We start from the raw sequence: 17,836 nt of genomic DNA, 5'->3' as shown, positions 1-17,836 counted from the left end.
TGATCACTGCAAAACACTGTTAATGTTTTGAGGCTATTGGTCTACAATCAGGAAAAACTCACTTTTACATTTTCCCGGCTTTCTGGCTCTGCTTCGAAATAGTCAAAATGCTGGTAATTGAACATTCCTGCAAATAATACTCCTGGGAAACTCTCACCATAGGTGTTATTTTCTCTGACAGTGCCATTGTAATAGCGTCTAGCCCGCTCTAGGTTTTCTTCAATTTCATTTAGTTTGTCCTGAAGTTGTAAGAAATTGGTGTTTGCCTTTAGATCAGGATAAGCCTCACTTAGTGCGAAAATGCTTCGAAGTGTTTTTTGAAGCTGATTTTCTGCCTGGATTTGCTTATTGATATCACCAGAAGGTACAGCCATCGCTGCGTTTCTAGCTTGGATCACGGCTTCCAAAGTTTCTTTTTCATGGCTTGCATAGCCTTTTACAGTTTCTACCAAATTGGGAATGAGATCGTACCGTCTTTTAAGGGCTACATCTATATTGCTCCAACCGTCCTTGACAGTGTTTTTGTTTTTTACAAATCGGTTGAAAATACTTACGAGAATAAAGCCGATTAAAAGTGCTATACCAAGAATAATGAGAAGTGTGACCATGGAAGGATTATTTTGATAAGTGTGATGAGAATAGAAAAAGAGTTTTACTATTGGATATGCCGGTTATCAATGATTTAACAAATTCAAAATACCACCTTTTCTTCAAAACTCAAGGAAATGAGCAAATTGTAGCTAGGGTTACTACACGAGGGAATTTCATACTGGAATATTTCGGTTTTATTTGATAATTTAAAGCAGATCCGATTCAAATTAACTGACAAGCTCAATCGCATGAGTAAAACAGTCATAGTTTTTATCAATCGGAGTAATAATTACATAGAAATATATTTTCATACATTAGCTATTAGAAGTACAAAAAGTAAAACACTCTTTAATTATGGATAAACACAATAACCCACATCATTCATCATCAGAAGACACAGTATGGGATGTGAATGACAGTGAAGCAAAATGCCCTTTCACCAGCGGATCCGTTCAAAAGACTGCAGGTGGAGGAACCAGAAATCGCGATTGGTGGCCAAACCAATTGAATTTGAATATACTTCGTCAGCATTCTTCGAAGTCTGATCCAATGGATAAGGATTTCAACTATGCCGAAGAATTCAAGTCTTTGGATTTAGCGGCTGTGAAGAAGGATCTAGCTGATCTGATGACAGATTCCCAAGACTGGTGGCCTGCAGATTTTGGGCATTACGGCCCATTTTTTATCAGAATGGCTTGGCACAGTGCCGGGACCTATAGAATTGCCGATGGTCGTGGCGGTGGAGGATCAGGATCACAGCGATTTGCTCCATTAAACAGCTGGCCTGATAACGCAAACCTTGACAAAGCTCGCTTGCTGCTTTGGCCAATTAAACAGAAGTACGGAAGAAAGCTTTCTTGGGCTGATTTATTGATTCTTGCAGGTAATGTTTCTCTGGAAACTATGGGATTGGAAACTTTTGGGTTCGGTGGCGGACGTGAAGATATCTGGGAACCAGAAGAGGATATTTACTGGGGTTCTGAAGGGGAATGGCTAGGAGATGAGGAAAGATATAGCGGAGATCGCGAATTGGAGAATCCATTGGGAGCATCCCATATGGGTCTGATCTATGTGAACCCTGAAGGTCCTAAAGGACAGCCTGACCCGATTGGGGCAGCACATGATATTCGTGAGACGTTTGGCCGAATGGCAATGAATGACGAGGAGACTGTCGCATTAATTGCGGGAGGTCACACCTTTGGCAAAACTCACGGAGCAGCAGATCCGGGTGAGTACGTAAGTCATGAACCTGCAGGTTCACCCATAGAAGAAATGAGTCTGGGTTGGAAAAATACTTATGGTAGAGGAAATGCTGGAGATACAATTACTTCAGGTCTGGAGGTTACATGGACTTCTACACCTACTAAATGGAGTAATGGTTTTTTTGAGAATCTATTTGGATTTGAATGGGAGCTCACCAAAAGCCCAGGCGGAGCGCATCAGTGGACACCAAAAGGTGGTGCCGGTGCAGGTACCGTACCCGATGCACATGATCCGTCTAAGCGGCATGCCCCGTCCATGTTGACGACTGATTTGGCTTTGAAAGAAGATCCAGCATATGCGAAGATTTCCAGACGATTCTTCGAGAATCCGGAAGAGTTTGCAGATGCCTTCTCAAGAGCATGGTACAAATTGACTCATAGAGATATGGGTCCAGTTGATCGATACTTGGGTCCAGAAGTTCCTACCGAGGAGCTGATCTGGCAAGATCCTATTCCTGCAGTCAATCATGAATTAGTAAACGATTTAGATGTAGCTTCCTTGAAGTCAACTGTGTTGGCATCAGGCCTTTCAGTTTCTGAATTGGTTTCTACTGCTTGGGCTTCAGCTTCCACTTTTCGTGGATCAGATATGCGAGGCGGTGCCAATGGAGCAAGAATCAAACTTTCTCCGCAGAAATATTGGGAAGTAAATAATCCTTCTCAGCTCGGAAGTGTGATTGATAAACTAGAAAATATTAAACAGGAATTCAATGCTGCTCAACTTGGTGGGAAACAAATTTCTCTTGCTGATGTGATTGTGCTTGCTGGATGTGCAGGAGTAGAGCAGGCAGCAAGAAATGCCGGTCATGAGATAATTGTTCCTTTTACCCCTGGCCGGGCTGATGCTTCCCAGGCACAAACTGATGTGGCGTCTTTTGCTGCTATGGAGCCAGCAGCTGATGGTTTCCGTAATTTCTACCGACCTAAGCACAAAGCTTCAGCAGAGGAAATGCTTGTAGATCGGGCTCAACTTCTTAAGCTCACTCCACCTGAAATGACTGTACTTGTGGGAGGTATGAGAGTTTTGGATACGAATTATGATAATTCTAAGCATGGTGTATTCACAGCAACTCCAGGAGCTTTAACCAATGATTTCTTTGTAAATGTCTTGGATATGGGGACTACTTGGAAGGCTGCAGATAGTGGACAGCATGCATTTATTGGTTCCGATCGCAAGACTGGTGCAGTGAAATGGACTGGAACCCGTGCTGATTTGATCTTCGGATCTAACTCAGAACTTCGTGCTTTGTCAGAAGTTTATGCTTGTGCTGACTCTAAGGAGAAATTCCTGAAAGACTTTGTCGCAGCTTGGAATAAAGTAATGATGCTTGATCGCTACGATCTTGCTTGATTATAATTTCTAGGAATAAAGAGGAGAGGTGATCTGGAAACGGATCACCTTTTTTAATTGCTGAGCTTTCTAGAAAAATCCGGAATTATAGATTTTTTCGCGGATTCTACATCAATATAATTTTCCAAATCTTTCATAGAAATGACAGTGAAATCATTTTCATCAAGGTATTCTAAGTATTCCCTGAAAAGTTCTGGAGGGGTGCTTACCCAAGGATGTTCTATATCCGGCACACCATGGATAGTCAAAACTACAATTTTCCCTTCTTTAGCCTGATCAAAGGCTTTCATGATTTCAGCTTTATTCTCGGCATCCGTCGCCCAACTTGGGATCAAATAGGGATGATCTTTTAAAGGATCATAAGCTCTACTCCCCCCTGCACGTGCAAAGACATATTCTTTTTCCTGTAAAAATTTTAAAGCCTGAGCATTCAATCCATAACCTGGATAGGCAAAATTAGTGGGTTTTTCAATTCCGAAGGAATCGCATTTCCCCTCTATATAGGATAGCTGTTCGTTAAACTGTTCTTGGGTTAATTTGCTGACATTGGCATGGGTATGTGTATGGTTTGCGATTTCAAAGCCCATTACGTCCAAGGCTTGTATTTGTCGCCAGTTCATATATAAGCTGCTGTCAGCATAGTTGGGCTGAAACTCGCATACAAAGAAAGTCCCTCCAAACCCGAATTCTTGGAGCAATGGAGCTATTACTGAATACTGACTTGCCGGCGCATCATCAAAAGTCAGAACGACCAGTTTATCTGGGATTGGTTTTTTAAGGATTTGGGCCTGAAGGCTGATCGCAAGTAATACTGAGCAAATGAGAAGAATAAGAGTTTTCATAAAGATTAGTAATTCTGACAACTTATTTTTCTTATCAGCAAGCCATTATGCGACTATTAAGGTGATCAAATAAATCACACTTATAGCCGTCACCGACATAATCAGTGTGCCTAGACTGTGTGTTTGATTGCCTTGTTTGATGGATAAGCCAGAGAGTTGAGTTACCGCCCAGAAGAAGCTGTCGTTGGCGTGTGAGATTGCCATGGCTCCAGCGCCTGTAGCCAAGACAGCGAATACGCGCATGGTTTCAGAATCCAAGCCAAGACTGCCCAGTAAAGGAGCAATAATGGATGCGGTAGTAATCATTGCTACCGTTGATGAACCTTGTGCAGTTTTCAATGCAAAAGCAATCAGAAAAGGAAGAAAAATCCCCCAGCTTGCGCCACTCATGCTGCTGCTTACCAGATCACCAATTCCAGAGTTTTGCAGCATTTTCCCAAACACTCCTCCAGCACCGGTAATCAATATCACAGGAGCTGCAATCAAAATCGCTTCACCGATCCATCCAGAAGAAGAAAGTAATTTGGCATCGAATTTCTTTGGTAAACTAAAAGCTAGGAATGAGCCTAAAAGTAAGGCGATTACAGGGCTTCCCACAAATTGGATAAAGGTGTAAAAAGTACCTTCTCCAAAAGGTTTGGTGGGATATTTTGCGATAGATGCAATAATGATCAAAATCAGGGGAACAATAATCGGTAAAAACGAAGCGAAGGCAGATGGTCTTTGTTTCTTTTCGATTTCTACATTTTCAACAGCGAACGTTGGCTGAAGTGGGATTTTATAGGCTACCTTTTTGACAAAAATATAGCTGGGGATCAAGGCTATCAAACTCACGATTAGTCCATAGAATATGATCATCCCAAGATCAGCTTCATAGATTCCCGCTGTAGCAATTGGTCCTGGAGTTGGAGGTACAAGTGAGTGCGAAGCGGTAGCTCCCAAAGCCAAAGCTATAGTGGTGGCGGCATAGGGAACTTTACTTTTCAGTGAAAGCGATTTACTGATCGGATTCATCATAATAAAGGTACTGTCTCCGAAAACTGGAATAGAGAGTATATACCCCGAAATCATCATAGCGAGTGTAACTGATTTTTCTCCGATCCAAGACAGGATTTTCTCTGCAATCACGATGGCTCCGCCTGTTTTCTCCAAAAAAGTACCCATCATCACCCCGAGTAATATCAATAGACCTATACTTCCCAGCACTCCTCCAAAGCCTTCGGAAATGGATTGTAAAATCAATTCTCCAGGCATTCCGGATAAAAGACCGTATAGAATTGCACCGCAGAAGAGAGCGAGAAAAGGATGGATGTCGAATTTGACGATGGCCACAAGAATCAAGGCCAAGGCAAAAAGGATGATCAATAATGTGAGCATTTTGGGTTAGGTTGGGTTTAAAAAAGAGCATGAAACAGTGTTTCGAGCCTTCAACCTAAAAATTAGGGAAAAAAAAGGAATATTAAAGCGTGAAGCTATAATAGCTTTATAATTGTTTGTTAAGTGGTTCTACTAGCTTTGAATATTTGGTATTTTAGCCAATTCATCATTATGTAACCCAAATAAACCCCTCGACATGCGCTTATTCTCAACGTTCAATCTGCTGCTAATCTTATTGATTCTGGCTTCATGCAAGTCCGCACCCATGAAAGAAGGCGACTTCAGGATTTTGCCCAGTCCTTCTATGGTTGAGATTTCTGGCATGTCTGATCTTTCTGCTTTAGAAATTGAGGATTTTGTTAAACAAGCAAAATCCGATTTTATAGATGGGAAATCAATTGAGGAAACAGGAAATGAGTCAGTTACCTGTGTCCTGGAATCTGATTCTGATTTGAAGCCTGAAGCATACACGCTTGATATTGCCAACGATCAAATCACTATCAAAGCTGCCTCCAAGGAGGGACTTTGGTATGGTGTGATTACACTTGGTCAGCTCGTACAAGACGCTCTGGATCAGGATGCAGCCTTGCCACTGATTTCTATAAAGGATGAGCCAGCACTAAAGTATCGCGCGTTGCAGCTCGATGTCAAGCATCACCTTGAAAAAAAGGAATATTATTATCAGCTGATGGATCGCTTAGCAGAGATTAAAATCAATGGAATTATCCTGGAAATAGAAGATAAACTTGCTTTCGAAAAGCAACCCAAAGTTGGTTCTTCAGATGCTTGGACTATTGAAGAATGGAAAAAGCTTAGTGAGTATGCCATGGCGAGGAATATTAGGATTTCACCCTTGGTGCAAGGTTTAGGTCATGCTTCCTTTATTCTGAAGCATGAAGAATACAAGGATTTACGTGATGATCCAGAAAGCGATTGGGCATTCAATCCTCTTGATGAGCGAACCTATGAGGTTCAATTTGATTTGTACTCTGATGCACTTGCGGCTTTTCCCTATGCCCAGTACCTGCATGTGGGTGGAGACGAAGTTCATACTACAGGAAGAGGAAGTGGTAAGTCAGCCTTAGAGTTGCAGTTGATCTGGTTGAATAGAGTAAGCGAGTATGCAGACCAAAAAGGCTTAACGCCGATTTTTTGGGATGATATGCCGTTGAAAAATGCAGGCGTTTATGCGTCTATTTATAATAGAAATCTATCGGAAGCCCAGGTGGATAGTATATGGACAGTGAATGAACCAAATCTGAACAAGTATGTGGACATGTTTCCAAAGAATTGTGTCTATATGCGCTGGAATTACGACATGCCTGAGACTAAAGGGAATAATCGTGCGATGCAGTGGTTTACCGATCATGGGTTCAAAGTGATGGGAGCTACTGCAGGTCAGACGCGCTGGAACCTGATGCCACTTGAAGAGAGTAATACAGCAAATATTCGGGATTTTGCATTGATCTCTATTGACAATAAGGCAGATGGATTACTGTTGACGCTTTGGGATGATGATTCTCCCCATTTTGAATTGTATGGCAGAGGGATTGCGATTTTTGCGGAATACACTTGGGCAGGACAGAAGAGGAGTACAGAAGAACTTCATGCCGCTTACAGACACCGCACGTTCGGCCTGGAATTGGCTTCTGAGAAGTTGGCGTTTATCAATGACTTGGAAGCTCCTGTAGCTTTTTGGAAAAATGCCTTACAGGATGATAAAGACCGTAACCAACTGCGAAGAATGGATAATCCTATGCAGGATGCTGTGTTGACTTTGCCGGAGGCAAGTGCTCCGGGAGAATGGACGGAAAGAAATAAGTCGAAACTGACCAAAGCCAAGGAAAGTCAGTTGGCAGTAGATTCGGTTTTGTACAAAATCTCTGAATCCAAAAAATCAGCGCGTAGAAATGCCTACACGCTGGAAGTCTATGAGCAAGTAGCAAAAATCACTCAATTCACCAATAAATCCCTGCTTCTTTTGGAAGACTGGGATCTGGCAAAAACGGCTGAAGAGCGGGACGAGATAAAAGGAAAGTTACTGAACTTGGAGGATGAGTGGAAGGCTCAATTGACAGAATTGGAAAAAGTATACGGCAAAACCAGAGTCCTCGATAAGCCAGATGATTACATTTTAGACCAGGATTATCATGTGCATTTAGCTAATCAGGCTATCAAGTTTTCAGATTGGCAATTCTATGTGGAGGATCTATTTATTCAGAAAATCAAAGAGGGAAATAGCTTAGAGATGAAAGGTGATATTCAGAATAATTGAGTTATTTTCAACCGCAGAGTTCGCGGAGTTTTACGCAAAGACCGCAATTGTGATTTAGAGAAATGATTCGCAAAGCTTATAACTTATCCTGCTTCTTCAGAAGCTGGAATTAATGGTTCTCTATTGATAAAACTTTCCCAAAGTTCCGAACTTTGGGAAAGTCACACCAACAAAAGAACTTTCTACTTATCGCTCACAATCATCACCACTTACCACATTTTAATTCGCACTTTTAACTCCAAGATTACTCATTAAAGAAAGGCTTCATCTCGTTATGGATATTTTCTCGTAGGGCTTTTAGCTTGGTAGCGTATTCCTCCAATTTTTTCTCTTGATCAGTTTGGGGGATCCAAGGCTTCACTTTTTTGGGAGAACCGTTTTCGTCGACTGATACAAAAATGATGATGCAGTGTGTCTTTTTTTCAAATTCTCTTTGGGAAAAATCACGGGAGTAAACTTCCACCATAATGTGGATGCTGGAGCTTCCTGTGTAGATCACCGTGGAATCAACTTTGATCACTTCGCCGATATTGATTGGCTTATAGAAACGGATACCCCCCACATAGACGGTCACGCAATATGTTTCAGACCATGTACGCGCACAGGTGTAAGCCGCTTGATCAATCCACTTCATCACCACACCTCCGTGTACTTTTCCACCGAAATTGATGTCGGATGGTTCACTGATAAACTGAAATGAGGTCTTATGTGTAGTTTCCATGGGTTTGGCCGATTTTAATAGGTCTGCTAAGCTAAGAGATATTTTATGGTTTTTAAGAATTTTGGGAAGGTTGTCCTAAGTCGATTTGAGTAGAAAAGAACAGCTATTAATAAGTTTTTTTCTAAAAAAAACAGTCTACATCTTTTTGTGTTAAAATAGGAATCAAGAAAACCTGTGCGCAATTTCTGGAATTCTAAATAAGTAATTAATCCTTAGTTGACTGATAAGAATTTATGATTATTTGCTTCTCTACTATTCAGAGATGTTCTTCTTGAAGGATTTTTTTCAACTCTTCTTTGTAATCAAAGTCTTCGGGCATTTTAAAAGAGCCCTTCAGAGATTTGACAATAGGTGTAAGTTTAGATTTGTTCTCTTCCCTGTTTTCTTGGGTAAGGCTTTTCAGGTAATTTTCAATGATATCAGAAAGACTACGTTTTTTTTCTTTTGCGTATTCCTTAGCTTTTTGAATTACATCTTGTTCAATGGTTAATGTGAGTTTGGTATTCATAAGCCTTTTTTTCAATTTAAGAAAAACATCACACGTGTATAATATAGGTTTCTTATACGTGTTCTTAAAATATTAGAACTGATTTTTAAGTTTATTTTATCAAACGACTGATGTGCTTGCTTCTCGACTCGGGCAGACAGGAATGTCCTTTCCTCACTTTTAGCCCAAATAGGGTTGAGTTATTAGTTTACAGTACTCCCACACTGCTTTTTCATTTTCCGGTGAATAATATTTCATACTCGGTTTTGCTATCTTCTTGTTGGCAAAGTATTTCCCCGAAATTTGTTCGACCTCTTTTGCAGTAGCTAAATAAATTGTGTTTTCTGCTCCTTTCTCAGGCGAAACGGCAAATAACATGGATAAATTAAATAGCAGATCCACCACAAAACCTTTCTTAGCTCTCTGTCCAAACTCTGTTTTGATCGTGCCCGGATGTAATGAATTTGCTGTAACAGTAGCCATTCCAGTAGTTTTAAGTTCTGTTGCCAAATGTTGGGTAACCCAGATCAGGTATAACTTAGACAGCCCGTAAGCATTGCCAAATGAGTAGTTTTTGGTGGATTGGATATCATGCAAGTCGGGCTTACCGCTCATGTTGTGTGCTGCTGAAGAAACGTTTATAATCCTTGCTGCTGGACTTTTGACTAATACCTTAAGCATCAATTGAGTCAAAAGAAATGGGGAAAAAAGATTGAGCGCCATTGTTTTTTCAAGGCCTTCCTGAGTCGTTTCTCTTTCTTTGCCAAAAATTGCCCCTGCATTGTTGATCAATACATCTAATCGTTCATATTTTTTTTTGAATAATTCTGCCAGTTGTTTGACTTCAGATAATAAAAACAAATCAGCGATTACAAAATCTATCTTCTCGTTGCCTGTTTCGGACTTTATTTCTTCACATACGGATATTGTTTTCTCTTTGTGCCGACCATGGATGACTACGGTATGTCCCTGCTTAGCTAAAGCTTTTGCAGTTATTTTTCCTATCCCACCAGTACTACCTGTAATCAAGATTATTTTACTATCCATTCTGTAATTTAGGCAGAATTTTCAATTGACTATTTGCTAGAATTCAGACCTGCTTAATGGGTTGAAAAAATTTTCGTCTTACTAATAAAGTTGGAAAAAAATCAAGGTTAAAATATGTTGAATTTCAAGCTTCTTGTCTAGTGGTGATTAGATTAATTCTTAGGGTCAGAAACTTAACCCAAAATCTTATCAAATAACTGATGTGCTTGTTTCTCTGCTTGGGCTGAGAGGATTTTCTTTTCCGTTTTCAGCTCTTTGGCCCAGTCCAGATACTTTTTGGAAACTTCCTGTTTGGTACCGAGGAAATGTGTCAATGACTGCAACGACAAGTGATTGGAATACCAAGGTTTCAGATTGTTTTTCAAAGCCTCAATTTCTCCATGTATTCCAGTTACGAATATAGAGTTGAAACCCAGATGGATAAGGGTGTTTTCCAACATGATAATTGTTCGTAAACCTTCAAAAGTATCCTTCAAGGCTTTGCTGTCCATAGCACCTTTGTGATCAAGAGCGAAAAACTCAAGCTCTTCCTGAATGATTTGGTTTACTGCTGTATTTATCGTCAGAGGCTTGATACCTCTACTGGCTTTCAGGGCTTTGTTGTGAAAATCATCCCAACTTTTCAAGGTACTTCCCACCATGAGGTCAAAGGCCTCGGTGTAAATTTTCTTTTTGTATTTATCCAGATGAATTCTATAGCTATTGAATTTGATGCCCAATTCCTGTTCGCGATGATTCAAGCTTTTTTCCGCCAGTTTGAAGTGATGGATTTTGCGCAGACTTCTCTTCATCAGTTTGAAATCCGAGAAAATGTTGAAATTCAAACCTTCGATATCAAAGTGAACCTTTGCCATCAAGTCGGCATAGAGTTCCAGAAACTCCATTTTGCCAAGAAGTTCTATTGCTTTCTTTGACTTGATCTGCTTTCCCAAAACCAAGAAAAGCGCCTTAGCTTCTTGGTGCTGTGATTCAAAAAGCTGAAAGACAGGGGATACTTTTGCCTGCATAGATTAGGAGATTCTGACCAAGGTAGCACCGTAGCCCCACTGATCTTTTTGAGTGTCCTGAAAGTACTTAATATTTTGGAGTTGACTCAGGCGCTTGTGAATTTCTTTGCGTAGTACGCCATTTCCAATGCCATGGATAAAGGTAATCTCATCCATTCCCGAAGCGATAGCCTGATCCAGATTTCTGTCAAAAGTATCCACTTGCACACGAAGTATCTCCGAATTGCTCATTCCCTTAGGGTCAGTGGCTAGCTTTTCTATATGTAGATCGATTGATCTTGCTGGTTTTACCGTTTTGGGAACTTCTGATTTGGGATTGATTTGTTCCAGTTCCTGATTGAGCGCCCGTATATCCAGTTCTTTGGTAGTTTGCTCTAGCGCAAAAATATAAGCCGTTTTATCCAATCGTGGAGCTTTGCTCAGATGCTTGAAAAACTGGGTAGGCTTCATCTTAAGCTGACGCTCAAAAGCTGGAATTGCCTTCTCCAATTGATTGTGAATTGGGATAAACCGGAGCAGAAATGCTGGCCATTCATCCATTTCCTTCAGTAGTCGATCATCGAATTTCTTTGCCTCTCCAGAATTGAGCGTAGCGGCAAGTAAGGTGCGTTGATTTTCACCAAACACTTCTGAAGCATGCGCCAAATATGCTTGCCTACTGTCGTTGATCAAGTAAAGACTGAGGCTTTGATCATTAATAGGAACAAAAGCGAGGTAAAGGCCTTGATCTTTAGGGCCAGAAATAGGAATCGGGGTATAGCTTTCCTTCTCTTCCACTGGCTTTTCGCCAAAGTGCTTCTTTTCTGATTCGTGAATTAGCACCAATTCTGATTTCAAAGCTGGGATGATAAACCCGTCCTCGATTTCTATCTGCATTCTACCACTTGAGGAAATTTTGCGGATGATTCCTTCTTCCTTTCCGTGAAGTAGTCTTACTCGGTCTCCGATATTCATTGATTCAGGGCTGATTTGTAGGTGTCGATTGCACGTTGCCTTGCAAATTTATGATCTACTATCGGTTTTGGGTACTTATCTGAGTTTATTTCAGGAATCCATTTTTTAATGTACATCCAGTTCTTGTCAAACTTCTTCTGCTGGGAAGCGGGATTGAATACCCGAAAGTAAGGCTGGGCATCTGTTCCTGTGCCAGCAGCCCATTGCCATCCTCCACTATTTGAAGCCAATTCATAGTCCAATAGTTTCTCTGCAAAATAAGCTTCGCCCCAGCGCCAGTCGATCAGTAGATGCTTGGTGAGAAATGAGGCTACTATCATCCGTACACGGTTGTGCATGTAGCCTGTAGTATTCAGTTCTCTCATACCGGCATCTACGATAGGATAGCCCGTTTTGCCCTCACACCACGCAGCAAATTCTTCTTCGTTATTTCTCCAGGGAATTCTATCATAAGCTGGCTTGAACGCCTGATCTACCACTTCGGGATTGAATGCCAAAATCATCATGTAGAACTCCCTCCAGATCAATTCATTCAGGAAAGTTGTATTGAGTTCGTTAGCTTTTAAAACAAGTTTTCGGATGGAAATAGTCCCGAAACGTAAGTGAATTCCTAATCTGGAAGTACCATTTTTAGCAGGGAAATCACGGGTTTGATTGTAATCTGAGATAAGTCCCTCATCAGCCGTTTTGGAAGGAATTGAAATATCACTTTTTGAAAAGCCTATTTCTTCCAAAGTGGGAAGTTTTAGAGCAGCTATCTGAAGCAGATTTTTCCAATGCATGGGTTTGAATGCTTCAATTGTTGACGGGTCAAATTTGCTTAACCAAGCTTTGCTGAAAGGAGTGAAGACCTTATAGAATTCCCTCGAGCCATTTAGAATTTCGCCTGGCTCGAAGATCAATTGGTCTTTGAATAAACAGAGCGGAATATCTTGCTGATTTAGTAATCTCTCCACTTTTTCATCACGGCTTTTGGCATAAGGCTCATAGTCACGATTAGTATATACTGCTTGGATAGAATATTCATCCAAAAGCTCCTTGTAAATGGCTTCAGGGTCACCGTATCTGACTAAAATTGAAGAGCCTTTTTCTCCTAATTCCCGATGAATTTGGCTAATTTGGTTGTGGATAAACTCCACTCTGGCATCGGCCTTATTAGCTAGCTTATCGAGTATATTTTTGTCAAAAATGAATAGAGGAAGGACGTTTTCATGTTCGCTAAGCGCCTGGTATAAGCCGTGATTGTCTTCTAATCTTAGATCTCTTCGAAACCAAAAAATGCTTACGTTCTTCATATATCTTTTATTCAACTAATCAGCAAAACGATGCATTTGTTTAAAAACTCCCTTGTTCAAGCATTCTAATTTTTCTCTCCCTATCCAAAGAGTCTAGCCTTTCTTCAATATTATCCAATGGGATTGGTTTCCAATCCTCTTTAATTTCAAACTGATAGCGCAAGAAATCATCCTGGTCATTAATTATCATTTTCTCTTTTTTCTTTCTGGTTATTTTCTTGAAAAGCTCCGAGAATGAGTTGAAAGAGACGCTTTGGGATACTGCTACGCCGTAGGTCGCTACATTTTTGGAAAGAGAAAGTGAGGTGAACGTGTTGAAATTATTTCGATTGAAAATCCGAATTCTATAAACTCCATCTTCAGTAAGCATGTATTCTGCCTGCCAATCACCGATGATGGAAGATGCGCTGGTGTTACCCTGTTCATTCGTAAATCCACCATCTCTAGAGACACGAAGGCGTCCATCAAGGAACGTGTATGCTACGCTGAGCTGGAAAGTTTCTAGTGCATTTTGATCCAAACTGGCGACATCGAGATCTACCTCCAGGTTTTTATCGACCTGACCAAGGAAGCTATTCAACTGAGATGAAAGGAGCTGACCCAAACTGGATGAGATATTGGAGACTCCTGAGAATTGACCTTCTGGAGAAAATGATCGAGTCATAATCACAGAGAAAACCTGTCGATTCATCTCCTGTTCATCATTTGCGATTTTATTTTGAAAAGAAGAAATGGTAGTCTGAGTTTCTCCGCTTGATGGAAATGCTGAAAAGTCAAAACCAAAACTAATATCAGGGGAGAGCAATTCACCATCAAGATTCAATAACACTTTAACAGGGTATCTGCGGCTCGAAGTAGAATTTTGATTTTCTGTGGATACAGTGCTTAACAACAAAGGCTGCAAGGATACACTTTCTGTGTATTCTGCCGAAATGTCCATTATCCCTGAGTAGGGGTCACCATACCAGGTGATTCTACCGCCAGGTTTGATGCTGAACTGCTTTTTCACCACGTTGTAAAGGGAGAAATTATACATTCCTTCAGTTATTTCGTAGGTGCCATTTAGGGTGAAATTCCCCTGTGTGTCCACATTCATTGTCAATATGCCACGACCTCGCCCGGATATTCCTTCTTCGGTTCTGGGGTCTATAATGATTTCTGCGTAAGCATCTGGCGTGATATCCAATATGAAATTCATTCTCACATTCTCTATTTCCAATCTATTTATCTCCTCAGCAATTTGTTTGATCCTTACAGTGTCCTGAATGTTGATCATATGAATGAAATCCTCCTGAGCTTGGGTGTTATTACTTCTTAGAGGGATATAGATTCTGGTATTGGGTTGGCTGGTAGCTCGGGCATTTATGTCCATGTTTGTGGTCGTTCCCACTACTTCAGCGGTTCCTGTGACGAAGGCAGTACCGTAAAAGGTCTCATTGTCCACATCCGTGGTATTCATTACTTGTAGGTTATTGAGATTGGCTTTGATATTTAATCGGATATTTTCAAAACCCTGGTGAGTGATACCGCCAGTAAGTGTTGCCTGATTCCCAAAGGGATCCTTGAGTGACACCTGTTGAAGGCTGATTTGACTAGGTTTGAACAGAATATTTCCATTGAGTAGATAGGTCGTTTTAAGGTAGTTTACAGTCAATTTCCCATCATTCAATCTCCCAGTTCCGTCGATTTGAGGATTCGCCATTGTGCCTCCCAAATCCATATTGCCAGAAATTGTACCTCCCATATCTGACAAGTAATTGGATAAAAATGGCTCCAATATTACCAGACTCGCTTCATTTAGCGAGGCTTGCATATTCAATTCTTGATTATCTACCAGCATGTATCCACCAAGATTAATTGTCTCTTTGCCTTCACTGACGTTGGTCAAAGAAACTTGCAATTGCTCCATGTCCAGATTGGCTTTTGCTGACATGTCACCTATTGGAAACTGATTGATAGCGAAATCATTTAAGGTGAATTCCCCTTGCATCATTGCACTATCCAGCAGTTGCTCAAATGAAATCAAACCATTGGCAGTGCCGTCAAAGTCTTGGGGGGAAAGCGTATTGAGCAGATCAATGTTTACATTGTTTACTATTAGATTTAATAGATCACCAGGCTGGCTGCTGGCTTTTCCTTGTAGAGAAATGGATTGATTTTCATTGAAAAGCTTCAGGCTGTCCACTTTAATTTCTCCCGGCGTAATTGTTATCAGGTTGAGAGAGTCAAATTTCCATTCACGGTCAAGAACTTTAAGAGAAGATGGCTCAAAAGCGAGTTGAGTATTTTGAGATGCGAAACGAGCAGTAGCATTCACTCTGGCTGCACTCTGAGTTGAGTCTTGATCTAGCGTGAAGTCAATATCCATCTCGTCTTTATCCCAAATCGCCTCAAACCCAAAATTTGTAAACTGAATCGATTTACCCATTTCCTGGGTTTTAGAATAAACGTAGAACGAGGCTAGAATATCCGGGCTATTGATGAATTTTGAAGTATTGAAATCAATATTGACATTTTGGGCTGAGTTGTTTTTGAATTTGAGTGTGTCAATGCTGGTGAAAAAGTTAAAGACGGTATTTTCCTGTGTTTGATAGAAAGCACCTTCCAGAACCATGTTTTTGGAAAGACTGAGATCAGGCTCAATAAGTTGAACAATAGGATTAATATTGATCAGCCGAAGGTTGAGATCAAGACTGTATATCTCTGAGAAATTCCGCTCCAGATCTGCTATGGGTTGTTCCTCATTAAGGATAATGGCGATGTACTGCTGGAGGAGAATATCCAAATCTCTTCCCATTTGCTCTAGATTAAATTGCCCTGAAGCCGCTGCCACCAAGTAGTCAGAATTAATTGACATAGTCCGAGTGCCACCTGCAAAAAGAGACTGGAAATTGAAATTACCCAAATCCAAAAATCTATCTTCGTAACCAATTGAAATGTTTCTGAACCGTGCAATCCCCTGAATATCGTCTAGCTCTATGCCTTTAACATCAATGTCCAGATTCCCGCTGATGAAAGTGGCTTTCTCTGTGAGATTTAATCGGTCGAGAAATGCCGTATCAATTTGCAAACTCATACGGACAGAATCTGTGGACTCGCGGAGGTTCAGTTCTCCGTTTGCATTGATTTTTAAGTTTGGATCATTTACAGCAAGATTTCCTTTGAACAGATCCCTCCCGTAAGTTGCATCAGTTTTGATGTTGGTGTACACGTAGTTCTTAAAGCCAAATCTGGAGACATCTGCATTTACATCCACCAGTAAGTTTTCGGCAGAATTCCCCGTAGTATTTACACGCCCCTTCAGACTTACTTTTTGCAATAATTCCCTGTCTTCTGCGATTATTCCCAAGTCAAGATTCTGAGTGCTGATGTTGGAAACGGTAGTTGGCAGTCCATCTACCATATCAAAACTTACTCTACCAGTAATGTCTCCAATGGACGTTTTGAACTCGCCATTGGTATCGAAACGATGCAGATAGCCTGCAAAATCCGCTGTAAGACGTACAGTGTTGAATTTGTTGATTTGCTTGGAAATATTATCCGGTAGATAAGGGGCAAGATCTTTTGCTAAAATGGTTGAGTTCTTAAGCGAAAGATTGATGTAGGTATCATCGATCTCCGGCAACCCATCCAATCTAAAAGCTCCGAAGATCGCTGTCTTTTCCCCAAGTCTGATCAGTAGCTCTTCTGAACGTATATCGGACACAGGTCCTGCTACAGTTCCAGATAGATAGATTTCATCGTCGATATCTGGAAGAGATGGGGCAAATAGTTTTAGATCTCCCAGATCAAGCTTGGTCTCTTCCAAATTAGTAATGATTACTACTTCTTCCACGAAATTGGAAAATGCTGCAGGTGTAGCATACTCAAACCGAAGAAAGTTTTTGATATGGCTATTGGTAGATTTCAGGCTTAGTTTGTCAAACTCCATGAATTCCGGCGCATAGATCATAGTAGTTTTTAGCTCCATGATCTCAAAACCCGAAGTGAGTTCGGTCCCTGTCAGCATTTTTATATTAGCTCCAATCTCAGGCCCTTTTAGGTAAAAGTCAGAGGCGTTCAGAGTAATGTCAGAAAAGCGGAGTTTATTGTAATTAAGACCTTGGGTAATGGCATTTGTTATTTCATTGACCATAAAGATTTCTGAGTTTCGAAGCTCTACGGTATTGATCTTAAATTGAGTTGGGCTGGTGCTTTTATTGCTAGAACTGAACATGTTCGCCAGTTCCTCTACCCAAATATTGATATTCATGGCAGAATCACCTTCATGAGTGAGCATGTGCAGTTTAGCGTCCTCCATTCGCACCGCATTGATCGTGGTGATTCCCGGAGGGATTAGGGAGAGCAATTCGAAGTCGGCATTGATCTTTTTGGCACCTATCATCAGGCTATCCCGATGGTCCCTGATGATAACATTCTCTAATTCAAGCGCATCCCACCACGTAAGTTTGATCTTTCCTATTTCAGTATGAAAAGCTGAATTACTGTTGAGAATGCCTGTAACTTTGTTGACTACCTGATTTTGAACCCAAGTGATCTGAAGACTCAGAGCCACCACAATAAACAACATGACCAATGAAAAGACAATCCATAGTGTCACCCGAAACGCTTTGTGCAAAAAATCCTT

Annotated in this window: 12 protein-coding genes; 2 read left to right on the top strand and 10 right to left on the bottom strand. The window is 40.8% G+C overall.

The features are described 5' to 3' along the window. Positions 1–47: 47 nt before the first annotated feature. Complete coding sequence (locus SYJ56_RS11780) at positions 48–608, bottom strand: LemA family protein (protein WP_323834299.1); 561 nt, start codon at positions 606–608, stop codon at positions 48–50. Positions 609–945: 337 nt separating this feature from the next. Here SYJ56_RS11780 and katG point away from each other — a divergent pair, with 337 nt between their 5' ends. Further along, on the top strand, positions 946–3,204 hold the full coding sequence (gene katG, locus SYJ56_RS11775; RefSeq protein ID WP_323834298.1) for a catalase/peroxidase HPI: 2,259 nt from the start codon (positions 946–948) through the stop codon (positions 3,202–3,204). 53 nt (positions 3,205–3,257) lie between these two features. Here katG and SYJ56_RS11770 read toward each other — a convergent pair whose 3' ends face one another. Beyond that, positions 3,258–4,046, bottom strand: a complete 789-nt coding sequence (locus SYJ56_RS11770) for a polysaccharide deacetylase family protein (RefSeq protein WP_323834297.1) — start codon at positions 4,044–4,046, stop codon at positions 3,258–3,260. Positions 4,047–4,091: 45 nt separating this feature from the next. Beyond that, entirely contained in the window at positions 4,092–5,423 is a 1,332-nt protein-coding gene (locus SYJ56_RS11765) for a GntP family permease (RefSeq protein WP_323834296.1), read from the bottom strand. A gap of 196 nt (positions 5,424–5,619) precedes the next feature. On the opposite strand from SYJ56_RS11765, the gene SYJ56_RS11760 reads away from it, so the two are divergent. Next, positions 5,620–7,698: a family 20 glycosylhydrolase gene (locus SYJ56_RS11760; RefSeq protein ID WP_323834295.1), complete on the top strand. Its 2,079-nt coding sequence runs from the start codon at positions 5,620–5,622 to the stop codon at positions 7,696–7,698. Positions 7,699–7,942: 244 nt separating this feature from the next. Here the strand turns inward: SYJ56_RS11760 and SYJ56_RS11755 are convergent, their stop codons facing one another. The 7 genes from SYJ56_RS11755 to SYJ56_RS11725 all read right to left on the bottom strand — a co-directional run bounded on the left by SYJ56_RS11755 (position 7,943) and on the right by SYJ56_RS11725 (position 17,827). After that, positions 7,943–8,419: an acyl-CoA thioesterase gene (locus tag SYJ56_RS11755; RefSeq protein ID WP_323834294.1), complete on the bottom strand. Its 477-nt coding sequence runs from the start codon at positions 8,417–8,419 to the stop codon at positions 7,943–7,945. A 256-nt stretch (positions 8,420–8,675) separates the two neighbouring features. Beyond that, positions 8,676–8,927, bottom strand: coding sequence for a DUF6364 family protein (locus SYJ56_RS11750; protein WP_323834293.1), 252 nt, complete (start codon positions 8,925–8,927; stop codon positions 8,676–8,678). Between the two features lie 159 nt (positions 8,928–9,086). Beyond that, on the bottom strand, positions 9,087–9,953 hold the full coding sequence (locus tag SYJ56_RS11745; protein WP_323834292.1) for an SDR family NAD(P)-dependent oxidoreductase: 867 nt from the start codon (positions 9,951–9,953) through the stop codon (positions 9,087–9,089). A gap of 173 nt (positions 9,954–10,126) precedes the next feature. After that, entirely contained in the window at positions 10,127–10,960 is an 834-nt protein-coding gene (locus tag SYJ56_RS11740) for a hypothetical protein (RefSeq protein ID WP_323834291.1), read from the bottom strand. Between the two features lie 3 nt (positions 10,961–10,963). Further along, on the bottom strand, positions 10,964–11,914 hold the full coding sequence (locus SYJ56_RS11735) for a Smr/MutS family protein (protein ID WP_323834290.1): 951 nt from the start codon (positions 11,912–11,914) through the stop codon (positions 10,964–10,966). Then, positions 11,911–13,209 (bottom strand): cryptochrome/photolyase family protein, encoded by a 1,299-nt coding sequence (locus tag SYJ56_RS11730; RefSeq protein ID WP_323834289.1) that lies wholly within the window; start codon positions 13,207–13,209, stop codon positions 11,911–11,913. The genes SYJ56_RS11735 and SYJ56_RS11730 overlap by 4 nt, the downstream gene beginning before the upstream one ends. Before the next feature lie 40 nt (positions 13,210–13,249). After that, a complete protein-coding gene (locus SYJ56_RS11725) occupies positions 13,250–17,827 on the bottom strand; it encodes a translocation/assembly module TamB domain-containing protein (RefSeq protein WP_323834288.1) in 4,578 nt (1,525 codons plus the stop codon). Positions 17,828–17,836: the final 9 nt, after the last annotated feature.

Origin of the sequence: Algoriphagus aurantiacus, from assembly GCF_035156405.1 — a bacterium.
Taxonomy (GTDB): domain Bacteria; phylum Bacteroidota; class Bacteroidia; order Cytophagales; family Cyclobacteriaceae; genus Algoriphagus; species Algoriphagus aurantiacus.
The sequence above is the reverse complement of the archived record's forward strand: the minus strand, read 5'-3'. Positions and strand labels throughout refer to the sequence as shown.